This is a genomic window from Streptomyces angustmyceticus, from assembly GCF_040701845.1.
Classification (GTDB): Bacteria; Actinomycetota; Actinomycetes; order Streptomycetales; family Streptomycetaceae; genus Streptomyces; species Streptomyces angustmyceticus_A.
The window spans coordinates 540,267-559,234 of sequence record NZ_JBFBHQ010000003.1; the positions used below are offsets into that span (position 1 = coordinate 540,267).

24 protein-coding genes and 1 tRNA gene are annotated in these 18,968 nt (G+C 73.1%); 6 read left to right on the plus strand and 19 right to left on the minus strand.

Going from position 1 to position 18,968, the window contains the following annotated elements:
- The first annotated feature begins 22 nt into the window (after window positions 1-22).
- Window positions 23-508: a hypothetical protein gene (locus AB0411_RS09790; protein ID WP_366416723.1), complete on the plus strand. Its 486-nt coding sequence runs from the start codon at window positions 23-25 to the stop codon at window positions 506-508.
- 322 nt (window positions 509-830) lie between these two features.
- Here AB0411_RS09790 and AB0411_RS09795 read toward each other — a convergent pair whose 3' ends face one another.
- Window positions 831-1,046, minus strand: coding sequence for a hypothetical protein (locus AB0411_RS09795; protein WP_366416724.1), 216 nt, complete (start codon window positions 1,044-1,046; stop codon window positions 831-833).
- A gap of 399 nt (window positions 1,047-1,445) precedes the next feature.
- Here AB0411_RS09795 and AB0411_RS09800 point away from each other — a divergent pair, with 399 nt between their 5' ends.
- The gene (locus AB0411_RS09800; RefSeq protein WP_366416725.1) at window positions 1,446-2,123 is read left to right on the plus strand and encodes a GAF domain-containing protein; all 678 of its coding nucleotides are present in this window, start codon (window positions 1,446-1,448) and stop codon (window positions 2,121-2,123) included.
- A 135-nt stretch (window positions 2,124-2,258) separates the two neighbouring features.
- Here the strand turns inward: AB0411_RS09800 and AB0411_RS09805 are convergent.
- The 4 genes from AB0411_RS09805 to AB0411_RS09820 form a co-directional block, all read right to left on the minus strand.
- Window positions 2,259-2,345 (minus strand) — tRNA-Ser (locus AB0411_RS09805).
- A gap of 79 nt (window positions 2,346-2,424) precedes the next feature.
- A complete protein-coding gene (locus AB0411_RS09810) occupies window positions 2,425-3,003 on the minus strand; it encodes a nucleoside deaminase (RefSeq protein WP_366416726.1) in 579 nt (192 codons plus the stop codon).
- Between the two features lie 71 nt (window positions 3,004-3,074).
- The gene (locus AB0411_RS09815) at window positions 3,075-3,620 is read right to left on the minus strand and encodes a tRNA adenosine deaminase-associated protein (RefSeq protein ID WP_366416937.1); all 546 of its coding nucleotides are present in this window, start codon (window positions 3,618-3,620) and stop codon (window positions 3,075-3,077) included.
- A gap of 211 nt (window positions 3,621-3,831) precedes the next feature.
- A complete protein-coding gene (locus tag AB0411_RS09820; protein WP_366416727.1) occupies window positions 3,832-4,050 on the minus strand; it encodes a hypothetical protein in 219 nt (72 codons plus the stop codon).
- A 175-nt stretch (window positions 4,051-4,225) separates the two neighbouring features.
- Here AB0411_RS09820 and upp point away from each other — a divergent pair, with 175 nt between their 5' ends.
- Window positions 4,226-4,861: a uracil phosphoribosyltransferase gene (gene upp, locus AB0411_RS09825; RefSeq protein ID WP_086715806.1), complete on the plus strand. Its 636-nt coding sequence runs from the start codon at window positions 4,226-4,228 to the stop codon at window positions 4,859-4,861.
- Between the two features lie 67 nt (window positions 4,862-4,928).
- On the opposite strand, the gene AB0411_RS09830 is transcribed toward upp, so the two are convergent.
- From AB0411_RS09830 to AB0411_RS09865, 7 genes are all read right to left on the minus strand, one after another.
- Complete coding sequence (locus AB0411_RS09830) at window positions 4,929-5,579, minus strand: LytR C-terminal domain-containing protein (RefSeq protein WP_403145942.1); 651 nt, start codon at window positions 5,577-5,579, stop codon at window positions 4,929-4,931.
- A 173-nt stretch (window positions 5,580-5,752) separates the two neighbouring features.
- Entirely contained in the window at window positions 5,753-6,049 is a 297-nt protein-coding gene (locus AB0411_RS09835) for a type II toxin-antitoxin system VapB family antitoxin (protein WP_030084955.1), read from the minus strand.
- Between the two features lie 193 nt (window positions 6,050-6,242).
- On the minus strand, window positions 6,243-6,848 hold the full coding sequence (locus tag AB0411_RS09840; protein ID WP_366416728.1) for a DUF4232 domain-containing protein: 606 nt from the start codon (window positions 6,846-6,848) through the stop codon (window positions 6,243-6,245).
- 171 nt (window positions 6,849-7,019) lie between these two features.
- A complete protein-coding gene (locus AB0411_RS09845) occupies window positions 7,020-7,682 on the minus strand; it encodes a hypothetical protein (RefSeq protein WP_366416729.1) in 663 nt (220 codons plus the stop codon).
- Complete coding sequence (locus tag AB0411_RS09850; protein ID WP_366416730.1) at window positions 7,679-8,383, minus strand: RNA polymerase sigma factor; 705 nt, start codon at window positions 8,381-8,383, stop codon at window positions 7,679-7,681. The genes AB0411_RS09845 and AB0411_RS09850 overlap by 4 nt, the downstream gene beginning before the upstream one ends.
- A 39-nt stretch (window positions 8,384-8,422) precedes the next feature.
- Window positions 8,423-8,905: an LAETG motif-containing sortase-dependent surface protein gene (locus tag AB0411_RS09855; RefSeq protein ID WP_366416731.1), complete on the minus strand. Its 483-nt coding sequence runs from the start codon at window positions 8,903-8,905 to the stop codon at window positions 8,423-8,425.
- Between the two features lie 407 nt (window positions 8,906-9,312).
- Window positions 9,313-10,368, minus strand: a complete 1,056-nt coding sequence (locus AB0411_RS09865) for an NAD(P)-dependent alcohol dehydrogenase (protein ID WP_366416732.1) — start codon at window positions 10,366-10,368, stop codon at window positions 9,313-9,315.
- 118 nt (window positions 10,369-10,486) lie between these two features.
- Between AB0411_RS09865 and AB0411_RS09870 the strand changes: the two genes are divergently transcribed.
- On the plus strand, window positions 10,487-11,356 hold the full coding sequence (locus AB0411_RS09870; RefSeq protein ID WP_366416733.1) for a helix-turn-helix domain-containing protein: 870 nt from the start codon (window positions 10,487-10,489) through the stop codon (window positions 11,354-11,356).
- Here AB0411_RS09870 and AB0411_RS09875 read toward each other — a convergent pair.
- The gene (locus AB0411_RS09875) at window positions 11,311-11,658 is read right to left on the minus strand and encodes a hypothetical protein (protein WP_366416734.1); all 348 of its coding nucleotides are present in this window, start codon (window positions 11,656-11,658) and stop codon (window positions 11,311-11,313) included. The genes AB0411_RS09870 and AB0411_RS09875 overlap by 46 nt on opposite strands.
- A 148-nt stretch (window positions 11,659-11,806) precedes the next feature.
- On the minus strand, window positions 11,807-12,370 hold the full coding sequence (locus tag AB0411_RS09880) for a PadR family transcriptional regulator (protein ID WP_366416735.1): 564 nt from the start codon (window positions 12,368-12,370) through the stop codon (window positions 11,807-11,809).
- A 104-nt stretch (window positions 12,371-12,474) separates the two neighbouring features.
- On the opposite strand from AB0411_RS09880, the gene AB0411_RS09885 reads away from it, so the two are divergent.
- A complete protein-coding gene (locus AB0411_RS09885; protein ID WP_366416736.1) occupies window positions 12,475-12,906 on the plus strand; it encodes a nuclear transport factor 2 family protein in 432 nt (143 codons plus the stop codon).
- Between the two features lie 47 nt (window positions 12,907-12,953).
- On the opposite strand, the gene AB0411_RS09890 is transcribed toward AB0411_RS09885, so the two are convergent.
- From AB0411_RS09890 to AB0411_RS09905, 4 genes are all read right to left on the minus strand, one after another.
- Window positions 12,954-13,631, minus strand: a complete 678-nt coding sequence (locus tag AB0411_RS09890) for a TetR family transcriptional regulator (protein WP_366416737.1) — start codon at window positions 13,629-13,631, stop codon at window positions 12,954-12,956.
- A complete protein-coding gene (locus tag AB0411_RS09895; RefSeq protein WP_366416738.1) occupies window positions 13,628-15,127 on the minus strand; it encodes an MFS transporter in 1,500 nt (499 codons plus the stop codon). The genes AB0411_RS09890 and AB0411_RS09895 overlap by 4 nt, the downstream gene beginning before the upstream one ends.
- 205 nt (window positions 15,128-15,332) lie before the next feature.
- Window positions 15,333-15,530: a ferredoxin gene (locus tag AB0411_RS09900; protein ID WP_366416739.1), complete on the minus strand. Its 198-nt coding sequence runs from the start codon at window positions 15,528-15,530 to the stop codon at window positions 15,333-15,335.
- Window positions 15,531-15,634: 104 nt separating this feature from the next.
- Window positions 15,635-16,891, minus strand: a complete 1,257-nt coding sequence (locus AB0411_RS09905) for a cytochrome P450 (protein ID WP_366416740.1) — start codon at window positions 16,889-16,891, stop codon at window positions 15,635-15,637.
- A gap of 347 nt (window positions 16,892-17,238) precedes the next feature.
- Between AB0411_RS09905 and AB0411_RS09910 the strand changes: the two genes are divergently transcribed.
- Window positions 17,239-17,736 carry a MarR family winged helix-turn-helix transcriptional regulator gene (locus tag AB0411_RS09910; RefSeq protein WP_366416741.1) on the plus strand — a complete coding sequence of 166 codons (498 nt, stop codon included), beginning with the start codon at window positions 17,239-17,241 and terminating at the stop codon, window positions 17,734-17,736.
- Between the two features lie 46 nt (window positions 17,737-17,782).
- On the opposite strand, the gene AB0411_RS09915 is transcribed toward AB0411_RS09910, so the two are convergent.
- Window positions 17,783-18,961, minus strand: a complete 1,179-nt coding sequence (locus AB0411_RS09915) for an SPFH domain-containing protein (protein ID WP_366416742.1) — start codon at window positions 18,959-18,961, stop codon at window positions 17,783-17,785.
- Between the last annotated feature and the right edge of the window lie 7 nt (window positions 18,962-18,968).

Here is an 18,968-nt window from a genome sequence, read left to right on the forward strand (position 1 = left end):
AAGGGGGAAGCGAAGGATGCCCATGAACTCCGTACCGCGCGAGTCCGATTCGTCGTACGCGACCGCCCGGCCCGCCCGGGGAGGAACCCCGTCGGCGCGGCGCCGGCCGGCCGTCGTGCTGGCGCTGCTGGTCGGCCTGCTGGCCGCGGCCGTCGCACCGGCCACGGCGGCGAGCCGCGGCGCCGTGGCCGGTGCCCGCGTGACGGCCGCCGCGAGCGCCCCGAGCCGGAGCGCCGACGCCTCCCGGCTCGACGCCGCCCCGGCGCAGGCCGCCGGCTACCGCCACCACAGCGCGCACCACTCGGCCCCGCTCAAGACGGTCTTCAAGTCCAAGAAGTCCAAGAAGTCGAAGTGGAAGTCGAAGGTCAAGAAGAAGGGCGGCTTCTTCAAGAAGCTCGGCATCTTCCTGATCGTGCTGTTCGTCCTCTTCCTCGTCGTCGTGATCCTGGTGATCTGGCTGATCGTGCGCTTCTTCCGCCGCGCGGCGCGGAACCGCCGCAACGTCTAGTCGCATCCCCGGCCGTTCAGGCCCCCGCGGCGCGTCCGTTCCCACGGGCGCGCCGCTTTTGTGCTCCGGGCCCCGCGCGGGCAACAACGCAACGACTTCTCCGGGGAATTGGCGCGGTCCGATGCCGGACGACGACGTGTGACGGCAAAGGGCGGCGAGGGGCCGACGCCGTGGGACGAAAGAAAGGCGACCGGCGACGCGGGACGGCAACGGAACGGCGAACGCCCGGGCCGGCGGCGTCATGGCCACCGGCCCGGGCGGTCCGTCTCTCGCTCATGCGTCGGGCCGCAGCCCGCTCCGGACGATGACGGCCTCGCTCGCGTCACTTGCTGCTCAGGCGACCCAGCAGCGTTTTCAGCGTCAGCCGAAGAGACTGGTTCTTCTGCTTGAGGATGCGGGCCTGCTCCTGCGCCAGGTCACCTGAACGCCACGCTCCGGCGTGCTGTTTCATATAGGCGGCCGGGTCGGCTTGAAACTCCCCGATGCGCGGATCGGTTTCTAATGCCACACCGTTCCAGATACCTGCGGTCGTACTCATGACTGAATCCCCCCCGGATTCTGCGTCGCGTGCGCGTTTGTCGCGGTGGTCGGGCATAAATTCCATCCCTAACCCCCGAGGTGAACACCCGCCGCGAGCTCCCGAAGCGTGCCCCCAGCGAGATCACTGCCACTGGCCACTCGCGTCGTGATCTCGAGCGGCCCCCTCACGACGTGCATCTGTGCAAGCCGAGCACATCGCCCTTATCCGGCATCACACAGTAGCCGAGGGATACCCGAACCACCCCTGAACTAAACGATTTTCGCCCGATGAGACTACTCTGTGTGTATCGTGCGTGACAGCACGGGCAGCCTGGGGTCGGGGACAGGGGAGGGGTTGCATATGGGGTGGGGTGCGTTTTCCGCCGGAGCTTTGGCGGTCCTGGCGTATGTGGCCCAAATGGTCATCGGCCTCGACATGGCCACCTGGCTGTTCTGGGTGATCACGGGCGTCGGGTCGGTCGCCACGGTCGCCACGGTGTGGCTGGCCAGCCGCCGGGTGACCACGGCGAACGAGGCCGCGAAGGCGGCGACGAAGAACCAGCGGCGCGCTTTCGAGGATGTGCTCGTTCCCCTGGCGGCCAACCTCGGCCAGATCGTTTCGAGCTCCAGCAAGGCCGAACGGATCGCGCTGCAGCAGCAGACCAAGCAGGCGATCGTCTCGCTCACGGCTTCCCTGATCGGCCCTCAGGACGTACGGGCCTGCTTTCTCGAGCAGGTTCCCGGTACGCCGCTCGGGCAGCGCGAGGTGAAGTGCCGCAACAGCCTCTGGTCGGGCAGGAATGTGGCTCCGGTGACGACGTTCCGGGAGACCGATCTCCGCGGAAAGGAGTTATTGAAGCTGCTCGACGACGGCACCAGTACGTTCGTCGAAAATGTGGACCAATTGCCGGCCGCGTTAAAGCCCGACAGTGACAGCTACAAGACCTACATCGCCTGCTCGGTGAAAGCCGGGGACGAATCGTTCGGAGTGCTGGCGGTCGACGGTCTGCGGCCGGGAGATCTGCATCAGGACGATGTGACCATGGTCGGTGTTTTCGCCCGCATGCTGGGCGTCGCCCTGGCCGTGAAGAAGTAATTCCCCGACGGGCGCCGCGCCGCGCCGGCGGCGGTCCGTGCCGGACCCGCGCACGACGAGCGCTCCGCGCCTGCGACCAGGGCCCGCAAACGACGAGGGCCCCGATCCCTGAGGATCGGGGCCCTCGCCCTTGAGCGGTAGCGGTGGGATTTGAACCCACGGAGGAGTTGCCCCCTCACGCGCTTTCGAGGCGCGCTCCTTCGGCCGCTCGGACACGCTACCGAGAGAGAGCTTAGCCCACGGGTGGCCGTGCGCCGAAATCGGATTCCGGGAAGGGGCCGGCGCGGAGCCGGACCGCAGGTCAGCGGCCCCGGAAGAAGTCGGTCAGCAGGGCCGCACAGTCGGCTTCGAGGACGCCGGTGATGACTTCGGGGCGGTGGTTGAGACGCCGGTCACGGACGACGTCCCAGAGGGAGCCGGCCGCTCCGGCCTTGGCGTCGCGGGCGCCGTAGACGACGCGGTCGACGCGGGAGAGCACGATCGCGCCGGCGCACATCGTGCACGGCTCCAGGGTGACGACGAGCGTGCAGTCCGTCAGCCGCCACTCGCCCGGCCGCCGCCCGCCGCCCGCCTCGGTGGCGCCCCCTCCGGGTTCCGTCCGGGAGCGCGGGCGCGAGGCTTCCTCGCGCAGCGTCCTGGCCGCCGCCCGCAGCGCGAGGATCTCGGCGTGGGCGGTCGGATCGCCGGTGGCCTCGCGTGCGTTGCGGCCGGTGCCGAGGACCGTGCCGTCCGCGGACAGCACGACGGCGCCCACCGGGACGTCACCGGTCCCGGGGGCGTGGGCGGCCTCGTCCAGCGCCTGCCGCATCGGTGCGATCCACGGATCGCGCAGCGGGTCGGGCGCGGGGGAGGGGTGAGGGGCGGATGGGGGGACGGTCATGTCCCCAGTGTCGGGGACGCGACCGGGGGCGGGGCCCGGGCCCCGAGGACGGGGACCCCGGCCCGGCCGGCTCAGCGCACGGCTTCGAGGACCTCCGTGCAGCCCAGCGAGTCGGCGATGGTGCCCAGCGCGTCGCCGTCGAGGGCCAGCAGTTCCTTCTCGCTGACTCCCAGGTCGGCCAGCAGGGCGGCATCGCCGAGCGGGCCGTGCGGCGGGCCGTCGGAGCCGTTCACCGACTCCAGGGGCTCGTTGTCGTCCACGTTGTCGTCCGGTTCGGGTTCGCCGTCCTCCGTGCCGTCCAGGTCGAGGCTGTCGAGGTCGTCGGCCGCGTCGTCCTCATCGCGGCCGAGCAGCTCGTCGGTCAGCATCGCGCCGTACGAGCTTTTGGCGGCGGCGGCGGCGTTGGAGAGGAAGACCCGTGGGTCGTCCTCGCCGTCCACCCGGACGACGCCGAACCAGGCGTCCTCCTGCTCGATGAAGGCCACCACCGTGTCGTCGTCGACCGCCGCCTCTCGGGCCAGGTCGGCCAGATCGGTCAGCGTCTCCACATCGTCGAGCTCCGTATCGCTCGCTTCCCACCCGTCTTCGGTGCGCGCGAGCAGTGCGGCGAAGTACACCGTGACTCTCCCACTGGTCATAGGCGTGCCGGGCCGGGCGGGGCGGCGCTGCACGCCGTTGGTCCCGCCCCCTTCGGAATCGTGGCAGAAACAACGCGTTCGCGCGGGGTCTTCGGCGCTGCGTCGTGCGGAGGTTGTGAGAGATGTCGCTCACGTGCCGCAGCGCGGGCGGCAGTGCGGCGGTGGTTCGCTCTCAGCGGAACAGGCTCCGCTACCAGCGGAATGTGCGCATCCGCAGGGCCTGGCGCATCCGTTCGGCGCGTGCGCGGCGCGGCTGGACGCGGTTGCGCAGTTCCTTGGCCTCGTGCAGTTCCCGCAGAAATTGTGCGCGGCGGCGTCGGCGCGCCGCTTCCGCCCCGGCGTCCGGGGCGGCGTGGTCGCTGCCGGTGAGGGCGTCGTCCGTGTCGTCGGTCCGCTTGCGGTCGGGCACGCGCACACCACCTCGGGCGGGTTCTTCGCCCGGGGGCAGGACGGCCGATCGGGCGTACGTGCCCACTTTCCCTCCTTTCGGCGGTTTGATGCCGACCCCACCCCGCCGGGGTGCGCGGCTGCCGGGTTCCGCAGGGCGGGCGCCGGGGCCTTCCGGCTCGGTTACTGTCGATGTCATGCGGATCCACGTCGTCGACCACCCGCTGGTGGCGCACAAACTCACCACTCTGCGCGACAAGCGCACCGATTCCCCCACCTTCCGGCGGCTCGCCGACGAGCTGGTCACCCTGCTCGCCTACGAGGCCACCCGTGATGTGCGCACCGAGCAGGTCGAGATCGAGACCCCCGTGACGGCGACCACCGGTGTGCGGCTCTCGCACCCGCGCCCTCTGGTCGTGCCGATCCTGCGGGCCGGTCTGGGCATGCTGGACGGCATGGTGCGGCTGCTGCCCACCGCCGAGGTCGGCTTCATGGGCATGGTGCGCAACGAGGAGACGTACGAGGCGCACACCTACGCCACGCGGATGCCCGATGACCTCTCGGGCCGTCAGGTCTACGTCGTCGACCCGATGCTCGCCACGGGCGGCACGCTGGTCGCGGCGATCCGTGAGCTGATCAAGCGCGGTGCGGACGACGTCACCGCGATCTGCCTGCTGGCCGCGCCGGAAGGCGTCGAGGTCATGGAGAAGGAGCTGGCCGGCACGCCGGTGACGGTGGTCACCGCGGCGGTCGACGAGCGGCTGAACGACGACCGCTACATCGTGCCGGGCCTCGGCGACGCGGGTGACCGGATGTACGGCACGGCCGGCTGAACGCGCCCCGCCCGATCATGGTCCGGGCCCTGCACCACACGGTGGTGCAGGGCCCGTTCGCCTGTGGTCAGCACTTGGCGTCGGCGGCGGGGACCGGGGACGGGTGGGTCAGCAGGGCCAGGGACTTCGCGGCGTTCTGCTGGGTGGTCAGGTCCTTGAAGGCATTGCCGATGATCAGGTCGAGGTCGGCGCCCTTGCGGCCGTCGGTCTTCTGCTGGGCGCCCGTGAGCTGGGTGGCCAGGACCTTCAGCGGGGCGTCGGACGCCTTGGGGCCGAGCAGTATCCCCGCGCCCTTGACCTTCTTGTCGTAGGCGGCGGGGGCGTTGCCCACCTTGCCGATCTTGAAGCCGCGCTTTTGGAGTTCGTCGGCGGTGCGCTTGGCGAGCCCGGAGCGCGGGGTCGCGTTGAAGACGTTGACGGTCAAGGTGGCGGGCGCGGGCATTTTCTGCGCGGCGGCCTTGGCCTGCGCCGCCTCCGTCTTGCCGCCGTCCCGGCAGTGCTGCTTGTCCTGGGAGGAGGCCTGGGCGCTGCTGGTGCGGCCGCCGAAGACGTCGATGAGCTGCAGGGTTCCCCAGGCGGCCAGACCGAGGGCGCAGGCCGTGGCGACGACGGTGAGGACGATCCGGCGGCGGTGGCGGGGACGGCGCATCCGCGGATACCTGTCGCCCGTGATGCGGTACTTCTTACCGCCCATCCCTGGGGGCGTCAGCATGCTCATGGGCGCAGCGTAGTGCGGGAGGCAGGCCGTGCCTACTAGATGATCAACGCGTCGTGCGAGACCCAACCCAAAAGGGTCAATTCGGGCAGGGTGGGTTGGGTGCTGCCGGGCGGTAAGGGGGGTTTTCCGGGCAGTTGGGCCGGCGGGCCGTGCGGCGTCGGCCGGGGCGCGCGTCAGCCCAGTTCGAGCACGCGGGCGTGCAGCACCTGGCGCTGCTGAAGTGCCGCGCGTACCGCGCGGTGCAGCCCGTCCTCCAGGTAGAGGTCGCCCTCCCACTTCACGACGTGCGCGAAGAGGTCGCCGTAGAACGTGGAGTCCTCGGCGAGCAGCGTTTCGAGATCGAGCTGCTGCTTGGTCGTCACCAACTGGTCGAGGCGTACCGGGCGCGGGGCGACGTCCGCCCACTGGCGGGTGCTCTCCCGGCCGTGGTCCGGGTACGGCCGACCGTTTCCGATGCGCTTGAAGATCACACGGAAAGCCTACCGGGCGAGCGGCACCGGGCGCAGCCATGCCGCAGCAACGCAAAAGGATCATTGGCGGCAAATTTGGATCATTGGGGAGGGGTGGCCCACGAGATATGGCCGGATGCGACCCGAACGGGCTACCGCGCGGCGTGTCCCGGACGGGCGGTGCCCGCCGTCGCCGCGGCCCCGCGGCGGGCGGTCACCACTGCCGGGCGGCCACCGAACTGGGCTGCCAGTACGTGACCGTGGCGGTGCGCGGGTCGACGTGGACGGGGGCGCGGCCGTCCAGGCCGACCTGGGTGGGGGCGGCCCGGCCGGTCAGCGCGACGCCGAACTGGGAGATCCGCCGGCCCCGGTGGCCCCGGCCGGCCGGCCCGCCCGCGGAGGTGAGGATCATGGCGTACGCGGTGTCGCCCGGCGCCAGCGAGACCACGGTGAGCGGCCGGCTCGCCCGGATCGCGGGGAGGGCGGCCTGCCGGCCCTCGCCGATCCGCAGCAGGGGGTAGCGCTGGGCGGCGAAGTCGCAGGTCCGGCCGGAGAAGTTGGTGACCTTCAACAGCATCCGGCGGTCCCGGTGCGGCAGGGCGCCGGCGTGGAATCTGAGCATCTCGGGGGTGCAGGCGACCCGGCCGCCGGGGTCCGGGGGGTTGGCGTCGCCGGGGGCCGGGGCGGGGGCCGGCGACACGGCCGAGAGGGGGTTGTCGGCCTTGCTGCCGGGGGTGTCGTGGCAGGCGGTGATCAGGGTCAGTGCGGCGGCGGCGAGGGCGGTCGCGGTGACGGTCCGGCTGGTGGTGGTGATCGGCATCGAGGGGCTCCCCCGGGACGGTGGCGTGTCCACGACCTTCGGCGCGGGTGCTGGTGATCCGCTAACGCCCGGCTAACGCAGGCCGTTGGTTTCGGCCCTTCGCCCGCGGCGGCCGGCGGGCGGGCCGCCGGTGGCCGGGGCCGGACCGGCGCGGGCCCGACCGCACGGTGGTCACCCTCCCGAGGGGGACGGGGAGGTGCCCTTGCCGCCGGGGGCGGAGCGCGCGCCGGTGGGGTCGGCCGACGGGGTGCCGGAGGGCGGCAGGGCGGTCGGCGGGGGAGTGCCGGACGAGGGGTCCGTCGACTGCGGGGTGGGGCTGCCGGAGCCGGGGGTGTGCGACGGCGGGGCCGGCGGCGGTGCGCCGGGCGTCACCGAGCCGGTGGGGCGGGCCGTGCGGTGCGGGCCGTCGGAGGGCTCGCTCGGCGACGGCGCGGGGCCGGGGGCCGTACGGTGCGGGGACGGGGCGGGGACGACGGGGCGCGGTGGGGTGGCGGGTGCGGGCCGGCGGTCCGGCGGGGTGCCGGGGGTCGTCGCCGCATAGCCGATCGCGAGGGCGGCGGCCGCGGCGGCCGCCGCCAGCGGCAGGCCGAAGCGGCGTGGCCACAGGTGCCGCACCCCGGGCAGCCGGGTGCGGCGGAGGTGCGGTCCGGGGGGTGCGGCGGGCCGCAGGTCCCGGACGGCGATGCTCTCGGCGCGCGCCGAGAAGGCCCGGCGCAGCCGGTCCTCCACGGGGCGTCCGGCGCCTCCGGGGCCCGCGCCGCCGCCGGGGCCGCCGCCCGCGCCGCCGCCGGGCCCGCCGCCGGCGCGACCGGTGTCCGTGCCGGGGCCGTTCATGACCGCTCCTCCAAGATCTTCTCCAGCGAGTTCAGTGCGCGGCTGGCGATCGACTTCACCGCGCCGCGGCTGATGCCCAGCGTCGTCGCGATCTGTGCCTCCGTCAGCTCGCCCCAGTAGCGCAGGACGAGCACCTCCCGGCGGCGGGCGGTCAGCCCGCTCAGTGCGGCGAACACCTCCCGGTGCTCCTCGTCCAGCACGATCCGTTCCTCGGCGGACGGGGCGTCCGCCTCGTACGGCGGGGTGTAGTCGCGTGCGGTGCGCCGGCGCCGCAGCACCGAGCGGGCGGCGTTGACGACCGCGGTGCGCAGGTAGGCGAGCGCGTTGTCGACCTCGCCGAGCTGTTCGCCGTGCCGTTTGTAGAGCGCGGCGAACGCGTCCTGGACGACGTCCTCGGCCGTGGCGCGGTCGTCGACGAGCAGGACGGCCAGCCGGACCATGTTCAGCCGGTGGGCGTGGTAGAGCTCGCTGATCGTCGGCCGCGGCTCGGGGGGAGCGGGGGTGCCGCCGGCCGGCGACCGGGAGCCGGCGCCTGCCGGCAGGTCGTGGGCCACGGGCCGGGGCGGGTGGCCGGTGCGCGGTGTCTCGCGGCGGGCGGCCGCCGGGCGGGCGGTGCGCAGCAGCCACCGCCACAGGGCAGGCCGGAGCCCCGGCAGGGCGAACCGTACCGGGGCGTGCTGCGGGCCGGCGGAGTACTCCATCGATACCTCGGGGTGGGGCGGGCGGCCTTGCGCGGTGGCTCAGCCGCGCCGGCGGCGGACCGCGTAGACGGCGCCGCCGCCCACGGCGATCAGGGCCGCGGCGCTGCCGCCGAGCGCCACGGTGGTCGTGGAGGAGGCACCGGTGCGGGCGAGTTCCCGGCCGCCGTCCGCTCCCTTGGCCGGGGCCGGGCGGGGCGTCGCCGGGGGTCCGTCACCGCGTGTGCCGGGCGAGGTCGGCGGGGCGCTGGGAGCGGGGGTGGGGGCGTCGGACGGCTTCGGCCCCGGGCGGGTGGGCGAGGCGCTGGGGGTGCTGGGGGCGGTGGGCCGGGGGCCGGGCGACGGGGGAGCGCTGCTGGCAGGCGTGGGGGAGGGCCGGGCACCGCCGTCGGCGTGCGCGGTGCCGGCGGCGGACAGCGCGGCCAGGGCGAGCGCCGCGACCAGTCCGGCGGCGGCCGCACCGCGCGGCCGGGGGGCGTACGGCCGGAGACCGGCGGAGGTGCGGGAGGTACGGGTGAACTTCACGGTCGGCTGCTCCACGTTCTTCGACGGGGCGGCGCCGGATGGCGCCCTCACCCGTCACGACGTGCGGAGCGGCCGGGGGTTGCCGGGCGGTGCGGAAAATCTTCCGGATCCTGCGCGCCGTCCGCGGGCCGCGCGTCCGACGGCCGGAGCACGGCAGCCGGCAGCCGGCGTCACCGCTCAGCCCTTCGGGTCGATCAGGCCGAGTCGGTACGCCCTCGCGAGGCGGCGCGGCACCTGGTGGACGGCGCCGTCGACGGTGACGGGCACCGGCCGGGAGGCGGTGGCGAACGCCCGGCCCGGCCTGTGGCAGGCCGGGCCGGGCGTGGGCGTCCGCCCCCGTCACCGGGCGCGGAAGCGCTCGCGGACCGGAGTCGTGGGCCGGAGGGCCGGATCGTCGACCGGAGCGGTCAGATCGTCGAGGTGTCGATCACGAAGCGGTAGCGGACATCGCTCGCCAGCACCCGCTCGTACGCCTCGTTGATCTGCTCCGCGCCGATCACCTCGATGTCCGCGGCCAGCCCGTGCTCCCCGCAGAAGTCGAGCATCTCCTGCGTCTCCGGGATGCCGCCGATCATTGAGCCGGCGATCGAGCGGCGCCGCGGGATCAGGGCGAACGGCGCGACCGGCAGCGGGTTCTCCGGGGCGCCGACCTGGACCAGGGTGCCGTCGGTGCGCAGCAGCCCGAGGTAGGCGTTGAGGTCCAGGTTGGCGGAGACGGTGTTGACGATCAGGTCGAAGGTGTCCGCCAGCTCCTCGAACGTGGCCGGGTCGGAGGTCGCGTGGTAGTGGTCGGCGCCCAGCCGCAGGCCGTCGTCCTTCTTGCGCAGCGACTGGCTCAGCACGGTGACCTCGGCGCCCATCGCATGCGCGATCTTCACGCCCATGTGACCGAGGCCGCCCAGGCCGACGATGGCGACCTTCTTGCCGGGGCCGGCCTGCCAGTGGGCGAGGGGCGAGTAGAGGGTGATGCCGGCGCACAGCAGCGGGGCAGCGGCGTCCAGCGGGATGCTCTCGGGGATGCGCAGGGCGTAGTTCTCGTCGACGACGAGGTGGGTGGAGTAGCCGCCGTGGGTGGTCTCGCCGTCCCGGCCGGTGGCGTTGTACGTACCGACGTTGCCGAGCTCGCCGGTGCAGTACTGCTGCAGGCCGGCCCGGCAGTTCTCGCACTCCCGGCAGGAGTCGACGAAGCAGCCGACGCCGACCCGGTCGCCCGCCCGGTAGCGGGTGACCTCGGCGCCCACCTCGGCGACCACGCCGGCGATCTCATGGCCGGGGACGATCGGGAAGGCCCCGCCCTCGCCCCACTCGGCGCGCACGGTGTGGATGTCGGAGTGGCAGATGCCGGCGTACTTGATGTCGATCAGGATGTCGTGGGCACCCAGCTCGCGGCGCGGAATCGTGATCCGCTCCAGCGGTGCTTTCGGGGCGGGTGCGGCGTACGCGAAGACAGAGGTGTGGGTCATGCCACCGAGAATGCGGCGTTCCGCTTGCCGTAACCAGTGCACTCTTGAACGTATGCATGGCGTGCCTAGTACTGACGGAACCACCCTCCGGCCCGGTCCGGGGCCGCAGACCGCGGTCATGGACCAGCGAACGGAGCTGAGCGAGTTCCTGCGCTCCCGGCGGGCCCGGCTGCGGCCGCAGGACGTCGGGCTGCCGGAGTACGGCGGGCGGCGCCGGGTGCCGGGGCTGCGCCGGGAAGAGCTCGCGCAGCTCGCCGGGGTGAGCGTGGCGTACTACATCCGCCTCGAACAGGGCCGCGGCCGCAACGTCTCGTCCGCGGTGCTGGACGCCATCGCCACCGCGCTGCGGCTGACCTCCGCCGAGCGCGATCACCTCATGCACCTCGCCCGCCCGGTCTCCCGCCGGCTGCGCCCACCGGCCCGGCCGCAGCGGGTGCGCCCCGCGCTGCAGCAGCTGATCGACACGATGGAGAACGTCCCCGCCTACGTCATCGGGCGGCGCCTCGACATCATCGGCTGGAACCGGCTCGCCTGCGCCCTCCTCGGGGACTTCGCGGCGCTGCCGCCCGAGCACCGCAACCTGGCCCGGCAGGTCTTCCTGGACCCGTCGTCCCGCGCGCTCTACGAGGACTGGGACGCCAAGGCCGCCGACGTGGTCGGCTATCTGCGGCGCGACGCGGGCCGCAACCCGCACGACCCCGACATGGCCTCGCTGATCGGCGAACTCTCGCTGCGGAGCCCGGAGTTCCGGCGGCTGTGGGCCGCCCACGACGTGCAGGACAAGGGGTTCGGCGGCAAGGTCCTGCACCATCCGCTGGCCGGGCGGCTGGTCCTGGCGTACGAGACGCTGACCCTGCCCGCCGACCCCGACCAGCAGGTGATCACCTACCACGCCGAGCCGGGGTCACCGTCGGCCGCCGCCCTCCGGTTGCTGGCGTCGGGTCAGGAGAAGACCACCGAACGGACCTTGAGCTGCTCCGAGGCGTGACCGCCGTTCGGCCGGAGGCTGAAGTAGTCGCCCGTGCAGTTGGGGCCGGCGAAGACCGTGGCCACGGACGAGGTGTAGTTCTTCGGCGTGTGGGCGGGCTGGACGGACGGGTCGGCCACCTCGGGGAGGGCGAGGCACGCCCGGCTCGGCGGGTCGGCGAGCAGGCCCACGTGCGGGGTGCCGGTCGAGTCGCTGTAGACGTAGGTGAAGGGGCCGGTGGCCGCGCCGGCCGGGGCGGTGGGCAGGGACAGGGCGAGCGCGAGGGCGCCGACGGCGGTGGCAACGGTGTGGCGAAGACGCATGGGATGTTCCCTTTCATTCCGTTTCCGTGCGGAATGTGTGTTGCCCCGTCGTACGTCCGGTGATGTCCCTCGTCACACGAAGGAGTTCGATCTTTAGCCGGTGTTCGGGCCGCCCGGCGTCCGGGGCGCCGCCGCGAGCCGCGCCGCCCTAGGGGTGCACCCGGCTCCGCTCCCGCAGCACGCCGGCGATCCGCTCGCACCAGTCCCGGGTCTCCCGCTCGAAGCCGAGACCGCGCAGGCAGGTCAGATACGGGCCGAGCCGCGCGCCGCGGGCCAGGAACTCCGCCTCGTCCAGGCCGCCGCGCAGCCGCGCCAGCAGCTGGGTGAAGACCTCGGCCTTGGCCGCGGCGACCCGCGCCCGCTCCTCAAGCTGCTCGATCACCGGTGCGGCGTCGATCCGGTCCACGGCCTGCACCTTGACCAGGAGATCGTCGCGGATGAAGGAGGGTTTGGACGCGGCGGCCGCAAACCGCTCCAGCTCGGCCAGACCCTCGTCGGTGACCTGGAACAGCCGCTTGTTGGGCCGGGTCTCCTGGATCACCTGGCGGCCGGAGATCAGCCCCTCCGTCTCCAGTTTGGCCAGCTCCGTGTAGAGCTGCTGCGGCAGTGCGTGCCAGAAGTTGGCGACGCCGACGTCGAACGCCTTGGCCAGTTGATAGCCGCTGTACTCGCCGTCCAGCAGTGCCGCCAGCACCGCGTGCTTGAGCGCCATGTTCCGGCCACCCCTTCCCATACTCAAGAATATGACTAATCATAGTCGCGACTAAGAGGGAACGGGGCCGGGCCGCGGCCCGGCCGAGGCGAGGAGGACGTGGCATGGGGACGACGGCGGACCGCTTCAGGGCGGCGGTGGAGGCGGCGGATCTCGGCGCGGTGGAGGAGCTGTTCACCGAGGACGTGCGCCTGTACAGCCCGGTGAAGTTCACGCCCTTCGAGGGGCGGCCGATGGTGCTCGGGCTCTTCGGGGTGCTGCTGCGCACGTTCGAGGACTTCCGTTACGTCGGCGAACTCGCGGGCAGCGCCCAGACGGCGGCGGGCCCGGACGGCGGCGCTGCCGACTCGACGGTCCTGATCTTCCGGGCCACCGTGAACGGCAAGCAGATCCACGGCATCGATCTGCTGCAGTTCGACGAGGCGGGCCGGATCAAGGAGTTCACGGTGATGGTGCGGCCGCAGTCCGCGGTGCAGGCCCTGGGGGAGGCGGTGCTGGCGGGGCTGGTCGAGGACGGGCTGGTGCCCCGGCCGTAGGGGCACGCGCCGGCCGCCCGTCGAGGGGCCGCGGTCGCCGGCCCGGGTCAGGCTTCCAGGAGCCGCTGGAGGGCCGGTGCGTAGAGGTCGGCGAGGCGTTCGGGCGGGGCCTGCGCGGCGGCGCCGTCGCGGTGGATGCTGAGGGTGGCGCCCAGGCCGATCAGCTGGGCGGCGATCAGCTCGGCCCGGAGGGCGGCGTCCGGGCCGGTGAGCAGGGCGGTGAGCCGGCCGGTGATCTGCTCCTGGAACCGGTCGCGCAGCAGCGAGCGTTCGTCGCTGATGCCCAGCGAGAAGACGACGCGCAGCAGCGGATCGCCCTGCTGGGCGCGCCGTTGTCCGACGAGGGTGCGCACCAGGTGCCGGCCGAGTTCCGGCAGCGGCGCGCCGAACAGCGCGTCGGCCGCCGGGCCGAAGTCGGCCACGGCGGCGAAGAGCTGCTCCTTGCTGCCGAACCGCTTGACGATCAGCGAGGCGCTCACCCCCGCGTCGGCCGCGATGCCGCGCAGCGTGACCTCGGCATAGGGGCGCAGCGCGAAGGCCCGCCGGGCGGCGCGCAGGATCGCGGTGCGGCCGGTGCCGGGGTCGGCCGGGGCGCCCGGATCCGGCGCGGCGTCGGGGGCGGGGCCGGTGTCCGTACCGGTGCCGGGGGTGGGGTGCGGGTCCGTACCGGTGCCGGGGGTGGGGTGCGGGTCCGTACCGGTGCCGGCCTCGGCCTGAGCGGTCATGCGTCCTCCTGGGTGAGCGCCGTCCGCGCCCGGGGGGCCGGCCGGCGGTCTTGTCCGACCGTACCGGCCGGCGGTTCGGCGCGGCGGCCCGGCAGGCACAGGGTGACGGCGAGGGCGAGCAGCGCGGCGGCGCCCGCGATCAGGAAGACCAGCAGATACGCCTGCAGGGTCGGAGCGGTCCGGCCGCCCGTGCGGAAGGTGACATTGGCCAGCACGGCGGCGACCGTCGCGCTGCAGAACGCCTGCCCCACCGAACGCATCAGGGTGTTCAGGCCGTTGGCCGCCCCGGTCTCACCGGCCGGTACCGCGCGCATCACCAGCGCGGGCAGCGCGGAGTAGCCGATCGCGGTGCCGGAGGCCACCACCGTCGCACCGGCGATGATCATCCAGAGCTGGTGGCTGGTGAAGTACCGCACCCCGTATCCCAGGGCCATCAGCCCGGCGGCCAGCGCCAGGGTGACCTTCGGCCCGTGCTTCGCCGAGATCCGTGCGGACACCGGCGACAGGGCCACCATCGACAGCCCGCCCGGCAGCAGGCACAGCCCGCTGACCACGAGGGACGCCCCCAGCCCGTATCCGGTGCCGCGCGGCTCCTGCACCATCTGCGCGGTGGCCAGCGAGTTGGCGTAGAAGGCGAAGCCGATCAGCAGCGCGGCGAGGTTCGTCAGCAGCACCGCGGGCCGGGCCGAGACCCGCAGATCGACCATCGGCGACGCGCACCGCAGCTCGTACCGCCCCCACGCGAGGCCCGTCAGCACGGCCGCGGCCAGCAGCCCGAGGGTCGGCGCCGAGGTCCATCCCCAGCCGGCGCCCTGGGTCACCGCGAGCAGCAGGCAGCCGAGGGCGACGGTCAGGCCGAGCGTGCCCAGGACGTCGAAGCGGCCGCGCGAGCGCAGCGGCGATTCGGGCACGCAGCTCAGGACCAGCACGATGTCCAGCAGGCCGAGGGACGCCGAGACCCAGAACATGGTGTGCCAGTCGGAGTGCTCGATGACCAGCGCGGCGATCGGCAGTCCGACCGCGGCGCCGATGCCCAGCGTGGAGCTCATCAGCGCGACGGAGGACAGCACCCGTGCCGGTGGCAGCTCGTCGCGCATGATGCTGATGCCGAGCGGCACCACCGCGAGCGCCGCGCCCTGCAGGGCACGCCCCGCGATGAGCACCCCGATCTGCGCGCTGACGGCGCACAGCACGGACCCGAGCACCAGCACGCCGAGGGAGGCCAGCAGCACCCGGCGCTTGCCGTACATGTCGCCGACCCTGCCGAGGACGGGGGTGCAGATCGCGCCGGTGAGCAGGGTGACGGTGACCAGCCAGCTCGCGGCGGCCGGGGAGGCGCCGGTGAGCCGGGGGATGTGCGGCAGCAGCGGTACGACGAGGGTCTGCATGACGGCCACGACGACACCGCAGAAGGCGAGCACGCCGACGAGTGCGCGGGGGTGGGCGGCGTCGGCGGGGCGGTCGGCCGCCGTGGGCTCGGGTATCGCTGCGGGCATGGCTCTCCGTAGGGCGCGGCGGAACGGCGGACAGGGGTGCACAGGCGTTCACCCCAGGGTAAACGCCTGTGCACCCCTGTGTGGGCCGTATGCCGCGGGCGGAGGTCCGGGGGCCGGGGGCGGGGGCTGCCGGCCGGGTCCGGGTCGGCAGGAGTACCTGCCTGCTCGCCGTACCCGCCCGGTCCCGGACCCGCTCCGCCCGCTCCTAGACCCGCTCCACCGAGATCGCCGCGGCCGGGCAGATGGCCACTGCCTCATGGACCGCGTCATGGAGCCCGGCGGGCGGTTCGGCATCGAGCAGGACGACGATGCCGTCCTCCTCGCGCTGGTCGAACACCTCCGGCGCGGAGAGCACACAGCTCCCGGCGCCGCAGCACTTCTCCTGGTCGATGTGTACGCGCATGGTTCTCCCCAGGACGGGCCGCCCGGCCCCGGGGGCCGGGCGCGGACGGACGGGAACGGGACGACGGAACAGGCCGGAGGGGGTCCGGCGGCGGAAGGGGAGGGTCACCACGCGACCGGCAGGGCGTGGACCCCGTAGATCCCCATGTCGTGGCGGAACCGGACGTCCTCGAAGGGGACGTCGAGCCGCAGGCCCGGCAGCCGGCGCAGCAGCGTCTCGACGGCGATCTGCAGTTCCACCCGGGCGAGCGGCTGGCCCAGGCACTGGTGGACGCCGAAGCCGAAGGCGACATGGCGGCGGGCGTCGCGCCCGACGTCGAGGGCGTCGCCGCCGGGGAAGACGTCCTCGTCGCGGTTGGCGGAGTTGAGGGTGCACAGCACGCCCTCGCCGGCGCGGATGGTGCGGCCGCCGAGGGTGACGTCCTCGGTGGCGATCCGCGGGAGACCGTTGTGGACGATCGTCAGATAGCGCAGCAGCTCCTCGACCGCCCCCTTGATCAACGTGGGCTCGGCCCGCAGCCGCTCCAGCTGGCCGGGGTTGCGCAGCAGGGCGAGGGTGGACAGCGCGGTCATGTTGGCGGTGGTCTCATGGCCCGCGATCAGCAACAGCCGCCCCATGGAGGAGACTTCCTCGTCGTCGAGCTCGCCGCGGGCGACCAGCCGGCTGACGATGCCGTCGTCCGGCTCGCGCCGTTTGGTCTCGGCGAGCCGGCACAGGTAGCGGTGCAGGTCGTCCTGTGCGGTGCGCACCTCCTCGGGCGTCGACCGGAGGCTGAGCAGGAGCCGGCTGCGGTCCTGGAAGAACTCGTGGTCGTCGTACGGGACGCCGAGCAGCAGGCAGATCACCAGGGACGGCAACGGCAGCGCGAATTCGGCCACCAGGTCCGCCGCGTTGCGCCCCGCGGTCATCCGGTCGAGCAGGCCGTCGGCGAGGCGCTGCACCTCGGGGCGCATCGCCTCCATCTTCTTCACCATGAAGTCGGCGGTGAGCATCCGGCGCAGCCGGGCGTGCTCGGGGTCGTCCTGGCGGATGAAGGTCGGTTTGGAGGTGGCGAGTTCGCGGCCGCCGGCGGTGAGGAAGGGGAAGCCGGGGCGGGCCGCGTCGGCGCTGAACCGCGGGTCGCCGAGCACCGCCCGGACGTCCTCGTGGCGCGTCACCAGCCAGCAGGTGGAGCCGTCCCACAGCGTGGCCCGGGTGACCGGTTCCTCCCGGCGGGCCCGTTCGACGCCGGGCGCGGGATCGAAGGGACAGCCGTCGGCCCGCGCGGCCGGGACGGCGAGGGGAGTGGGGGAGGCGAGCGGGGCGAGGTCCTCGGCCGGGCCGGTGCCGCGCTCCGCCTCGGTGCGTTCTGCAGTCGTCATACGGCTGGTCCTTCCACGATCGGGACACGGCACTGCCGTGGCGAACGGTGCGGGTGGCGCCTTTCCTCGACGAACTCTGCGCACGCGGCAACCCCCTCGGCAGCCGCCGTGACCAGCGGGGTCACGGTCACCGGGGGCCGGTTGCCGCAGCCGGCCGGTGGGTCCGGCCCGGAGCGGGCTAGTTACCTAACTTAAGCAACTAAGTGGACGCTAACGCACCGGGAGCGGGGGAGGGAAGGGTTGATCACGAGGGACCCGAGGTTGGCTCAAACCGAGTGTGCGCCCGCCCCCGGGCCGGCGTGCGGGAGCGAGGATCCCGGTTCCTCAAGTGCCGCTAAAGTGCCTGCATGCCGGACCCCGCGAGAGACCAGGACCCCACCGCCGCACTGCAAAGAGTGCTGGCCACGCTGTCCTATCTGCTCACCCGATCCCGGGCGCACGAACGCCAGGCGGCCGAGGCGGGCGTCACCGCGGCCCGCTCCGACCTCTGGCTGCTGATGGCGCTGGAGGACAGCGGAGGCGTCAGCAGGGTCGGCGATCTGGCCGCGCTGCTGATGGTCGAACCGCCTCATGTCACGCGCCAGATCAGCCAGTTGGAGTCCCAGGACCTGGTCGAACGGACCCCGGACACCCTCGACCGCCGCGCCCGGCAGGTGGCGATCACCCCGCACGGCAAGGCCGTCCTGGGCCGCCTCCAGCGCACCAGCCAAGCCGGACTGCACGACGCGCTCGCCGGCTTCGACGACGCCGACATCGCCACCACCGTCGCCGTGCTCAACCACCTGGTGGCCCACGCCCGCCGCAAGCACACCGCCGAGGAGCGGCCGCGGGGGCGCGGGGTGTGAGCGGGGCGGGACACCCTTGGGGCCCCACCCCGTCCGGTGGCCGTTCCTATTCGATCTCGACCCGGCCGCTGTGGCCCTGTCCGCCGCCGCTGCCGCCGTTGCCGCCGTTGCCGCTGCTCTTGCCGGCCGCGCCGTCCTGCCCCTCGGGGGTGCCGAGGTTGCGACGGACCGAGTCGAGGATGGTCAGGCCCTGGCCGACCAGGCCCGCGGCGATCTCGCCCAGGCCGTCGGTGCCGTTGAGGACATTGACATTGGCGTTGGCCAGGCCCGCGGAGGCCTCCTTGACGATCTGCGGGAGCTGGTCGATCAGCATCCGGTCCAGGGCCACCCGGTCGTGCGACGCGGCGGCCTCGGCCTGGATCTTCATCCGCTCGGCCTCGGCCAGGGCCAGCAGCCGGATGCGCTCGGCCTCCGCCTCGGCGGGCTTGACGACCTCGGCCACCAGCTCCTGCTGACGCAGTTGGGCCGCCCGCTCGGCGAGTTCGGTCTGCGCGGCGAGCACCTCCTGTTGCGCATGGGCCTGGGCGAGCGGGCCCGCCTGGGCGGCGCGGGCCTGGGCCCGGTCCACCTCGGCGGAGTACTCGGCCTGGACCACGGCGGTCTGCCGGGAGTACTCGGCCTGGTTGCGCGCGGCCTCCTGCTGCGCCTCCACCGAGGCCTGGGTGGCCTGCGCCTGGGCGATCTGGGCCTGACGCTGGATGGCCGCCTTGTGCGGGGCGGACATCGCCTCGATGTAGCCGGTCTCGCCGTCGTCGATCGACTGGATCTGCAGCGAGTCGACGATCAGACCGATCTTCGCCATCTCGGTCTTGGAGGTCTCCAGGACCTCGGTGGCCAGCTTCTGCCGCTCGGTGACGATCTCCTCGACCGTCATCGAACCGATGATGGAACGCAGATGACCGGCGAAGATCCGGCCGGTCAGCACCGACATCTGGTCCTGGTCGGACAGGAACCGCTGACCGGCGTTGACCACGCTCTCGGTGTCGTTGCCGACCTTGAAGGCGATGACGGCGCGCACCGTCAGTGCGATGCCCTGCCGGGTCACGCAGGTCTCGGCGACCTCCGCCTCGCACATGGCCAGCGTCAGAAATCGGACCTTGCGGAAGACCGGCAGCACGAACTTGCCGTGCCCGGTGACCACTCGGAACGGCGCGCCCCCCTGTCCACGCCTGCCTCCCGAGATCAGCATGGCTTGATCGGGGGCAGGAACGCGGTAACCGAACATGCTTTGT

Coding starts and splice junctions, on each gene's coding strand:
- AB0411_RS09790 (WP_366416723.1), top strand. CDS start 23: ATGAACTCCGTACCGCGCGAGTCCGATTCGTCGTACGCGACCGCCCGG.
- AB0411_RS09795 (WP_366416724.1), bottom strand. CDS start 1,046: ATGAGTACGACCGCAGGTATCTGGAACGGTGTGGCATTAGAAACCGAT.
- AB0411_RS09800 (WP_366416725.1), top strand. CDS start 1,446: ATGGTCATCGGCCTCGACATGGCCACCTGGCTGTTCTGGGTGATCACG.
- AB0411_RS09810 (WP_366416726.1), bottom strand. CDS start 3,003: ATGACCGTCCCCCCATCCGCCCCTCACCCCTCCCCCGCGCCCGACCCG.
- upp (WP_086715806.1), top strand. CDS start 4,226: ATGCGGATCCACGTCGTCGACCACCCGCTGGTGGCGCACAAACTCACC.
- AB0411_RS09830 (WP_403145942.1), bottom strand. CDS start 5,579: ATGAGCATGCTGACGCCCCCAGGGATGGGCGGTAAGAAGTACCGCATC.
- AB0411_RS09840 (WP_366416728.1), bottom strand. CDS start 6,848: ATGCCGATCACCACCACCAGCCGGACCGTCACCGCGACCGCCCTCGCC.
- AB0411_RS09845 (WP_366416729.1), bottom strand. CDS start 7,682: ATGAACGGCCCCGGCACGGACACCGGTCGCGCCGGCGGCGGGCCCGGC.
- AB0411_RS09850 (WP_366416730.1), bottom strand. CDS start 8,383: ATGGAGTACTCCGCCGGCCCGCAGCACGCCCCGGTACGGTTCGCCCTG.
- AB0411_RS09865 (WP_366416732.1), bottom strand. CDS start 10,368: ATGACCCACACCTCTGTCTTCGCGTACGCCGCACCCGCCCCGAAAGCA.
- AB0411_RS09870 (WP_366416733.1), top strand. CDS start 10,487: ATGGACCAGCGAACGGAGCTGAGCGAGTTCCTGCGCTCCCGGCGGGCC.
- AB0411_RS09875 (WP_366416734.1), bottom strand. CDS start 11,658: ATGCGTCTTCGCCACACCGTTGCCACCGCCGTCGGCGCCCTCGCGCTC.
- AB0411_RS09880 (WP_366416735.1), bottom strand. CDS start 12,370: ATGGCGCTCAAGCACGCGGTGCTGGCGGCACTGCTGGACGGCGAGTAC.
- AB0411_RS09885 (WP_366416736.1), top strand. CDS start 12,475: ATGGGGACGACGGCGGACCGCTTCAGGGCGGCGGTGGAGGCGGCGGAT.
- AB0411_RS09890 (WP_366416737.1), bottom strand. CDS start 13,631: ATGACCGCTCAGGCCGAGGCCGGCACCGGTACGGACCCGCACCCCACC.
- AB0411_RS09895 (WP_366416738.1), bottom strand. CDS start 15,127: ATGCCCGCAGCGATACCCGAGCCCACGGCGGCCGACCGCCCCGCCGAC.
- AB0411_RS09900 (WP_366416739.1), bottom strand. CDS start 15,530: ATGCGCGTACACATCGACCAGGAGAAGTGCTGCGGCGCCGGGAGCTGT.
- AB0411_RS09905 (WP_366416740.1), bottom strand. CDS start 16,891: ATGACGACTGCAGAACGCACCGAGGCGGAGCGCGGCACCGGCCCGGCC.
- AB0411_RS09910 (WP_366416741.1), top strand. CDS start 17,239: ATGCCGGACCCCGCGAGAGACCAGGACCCCACCGCCGCACTGCAAAGA.
- AB0411_RS09915 (WP_366416742.1), bottom strand. CDS start 18,961: ATGTTCGGTTACCGCGTTCCTGCCCCCGATCAAGCCATGCTGATCTCG.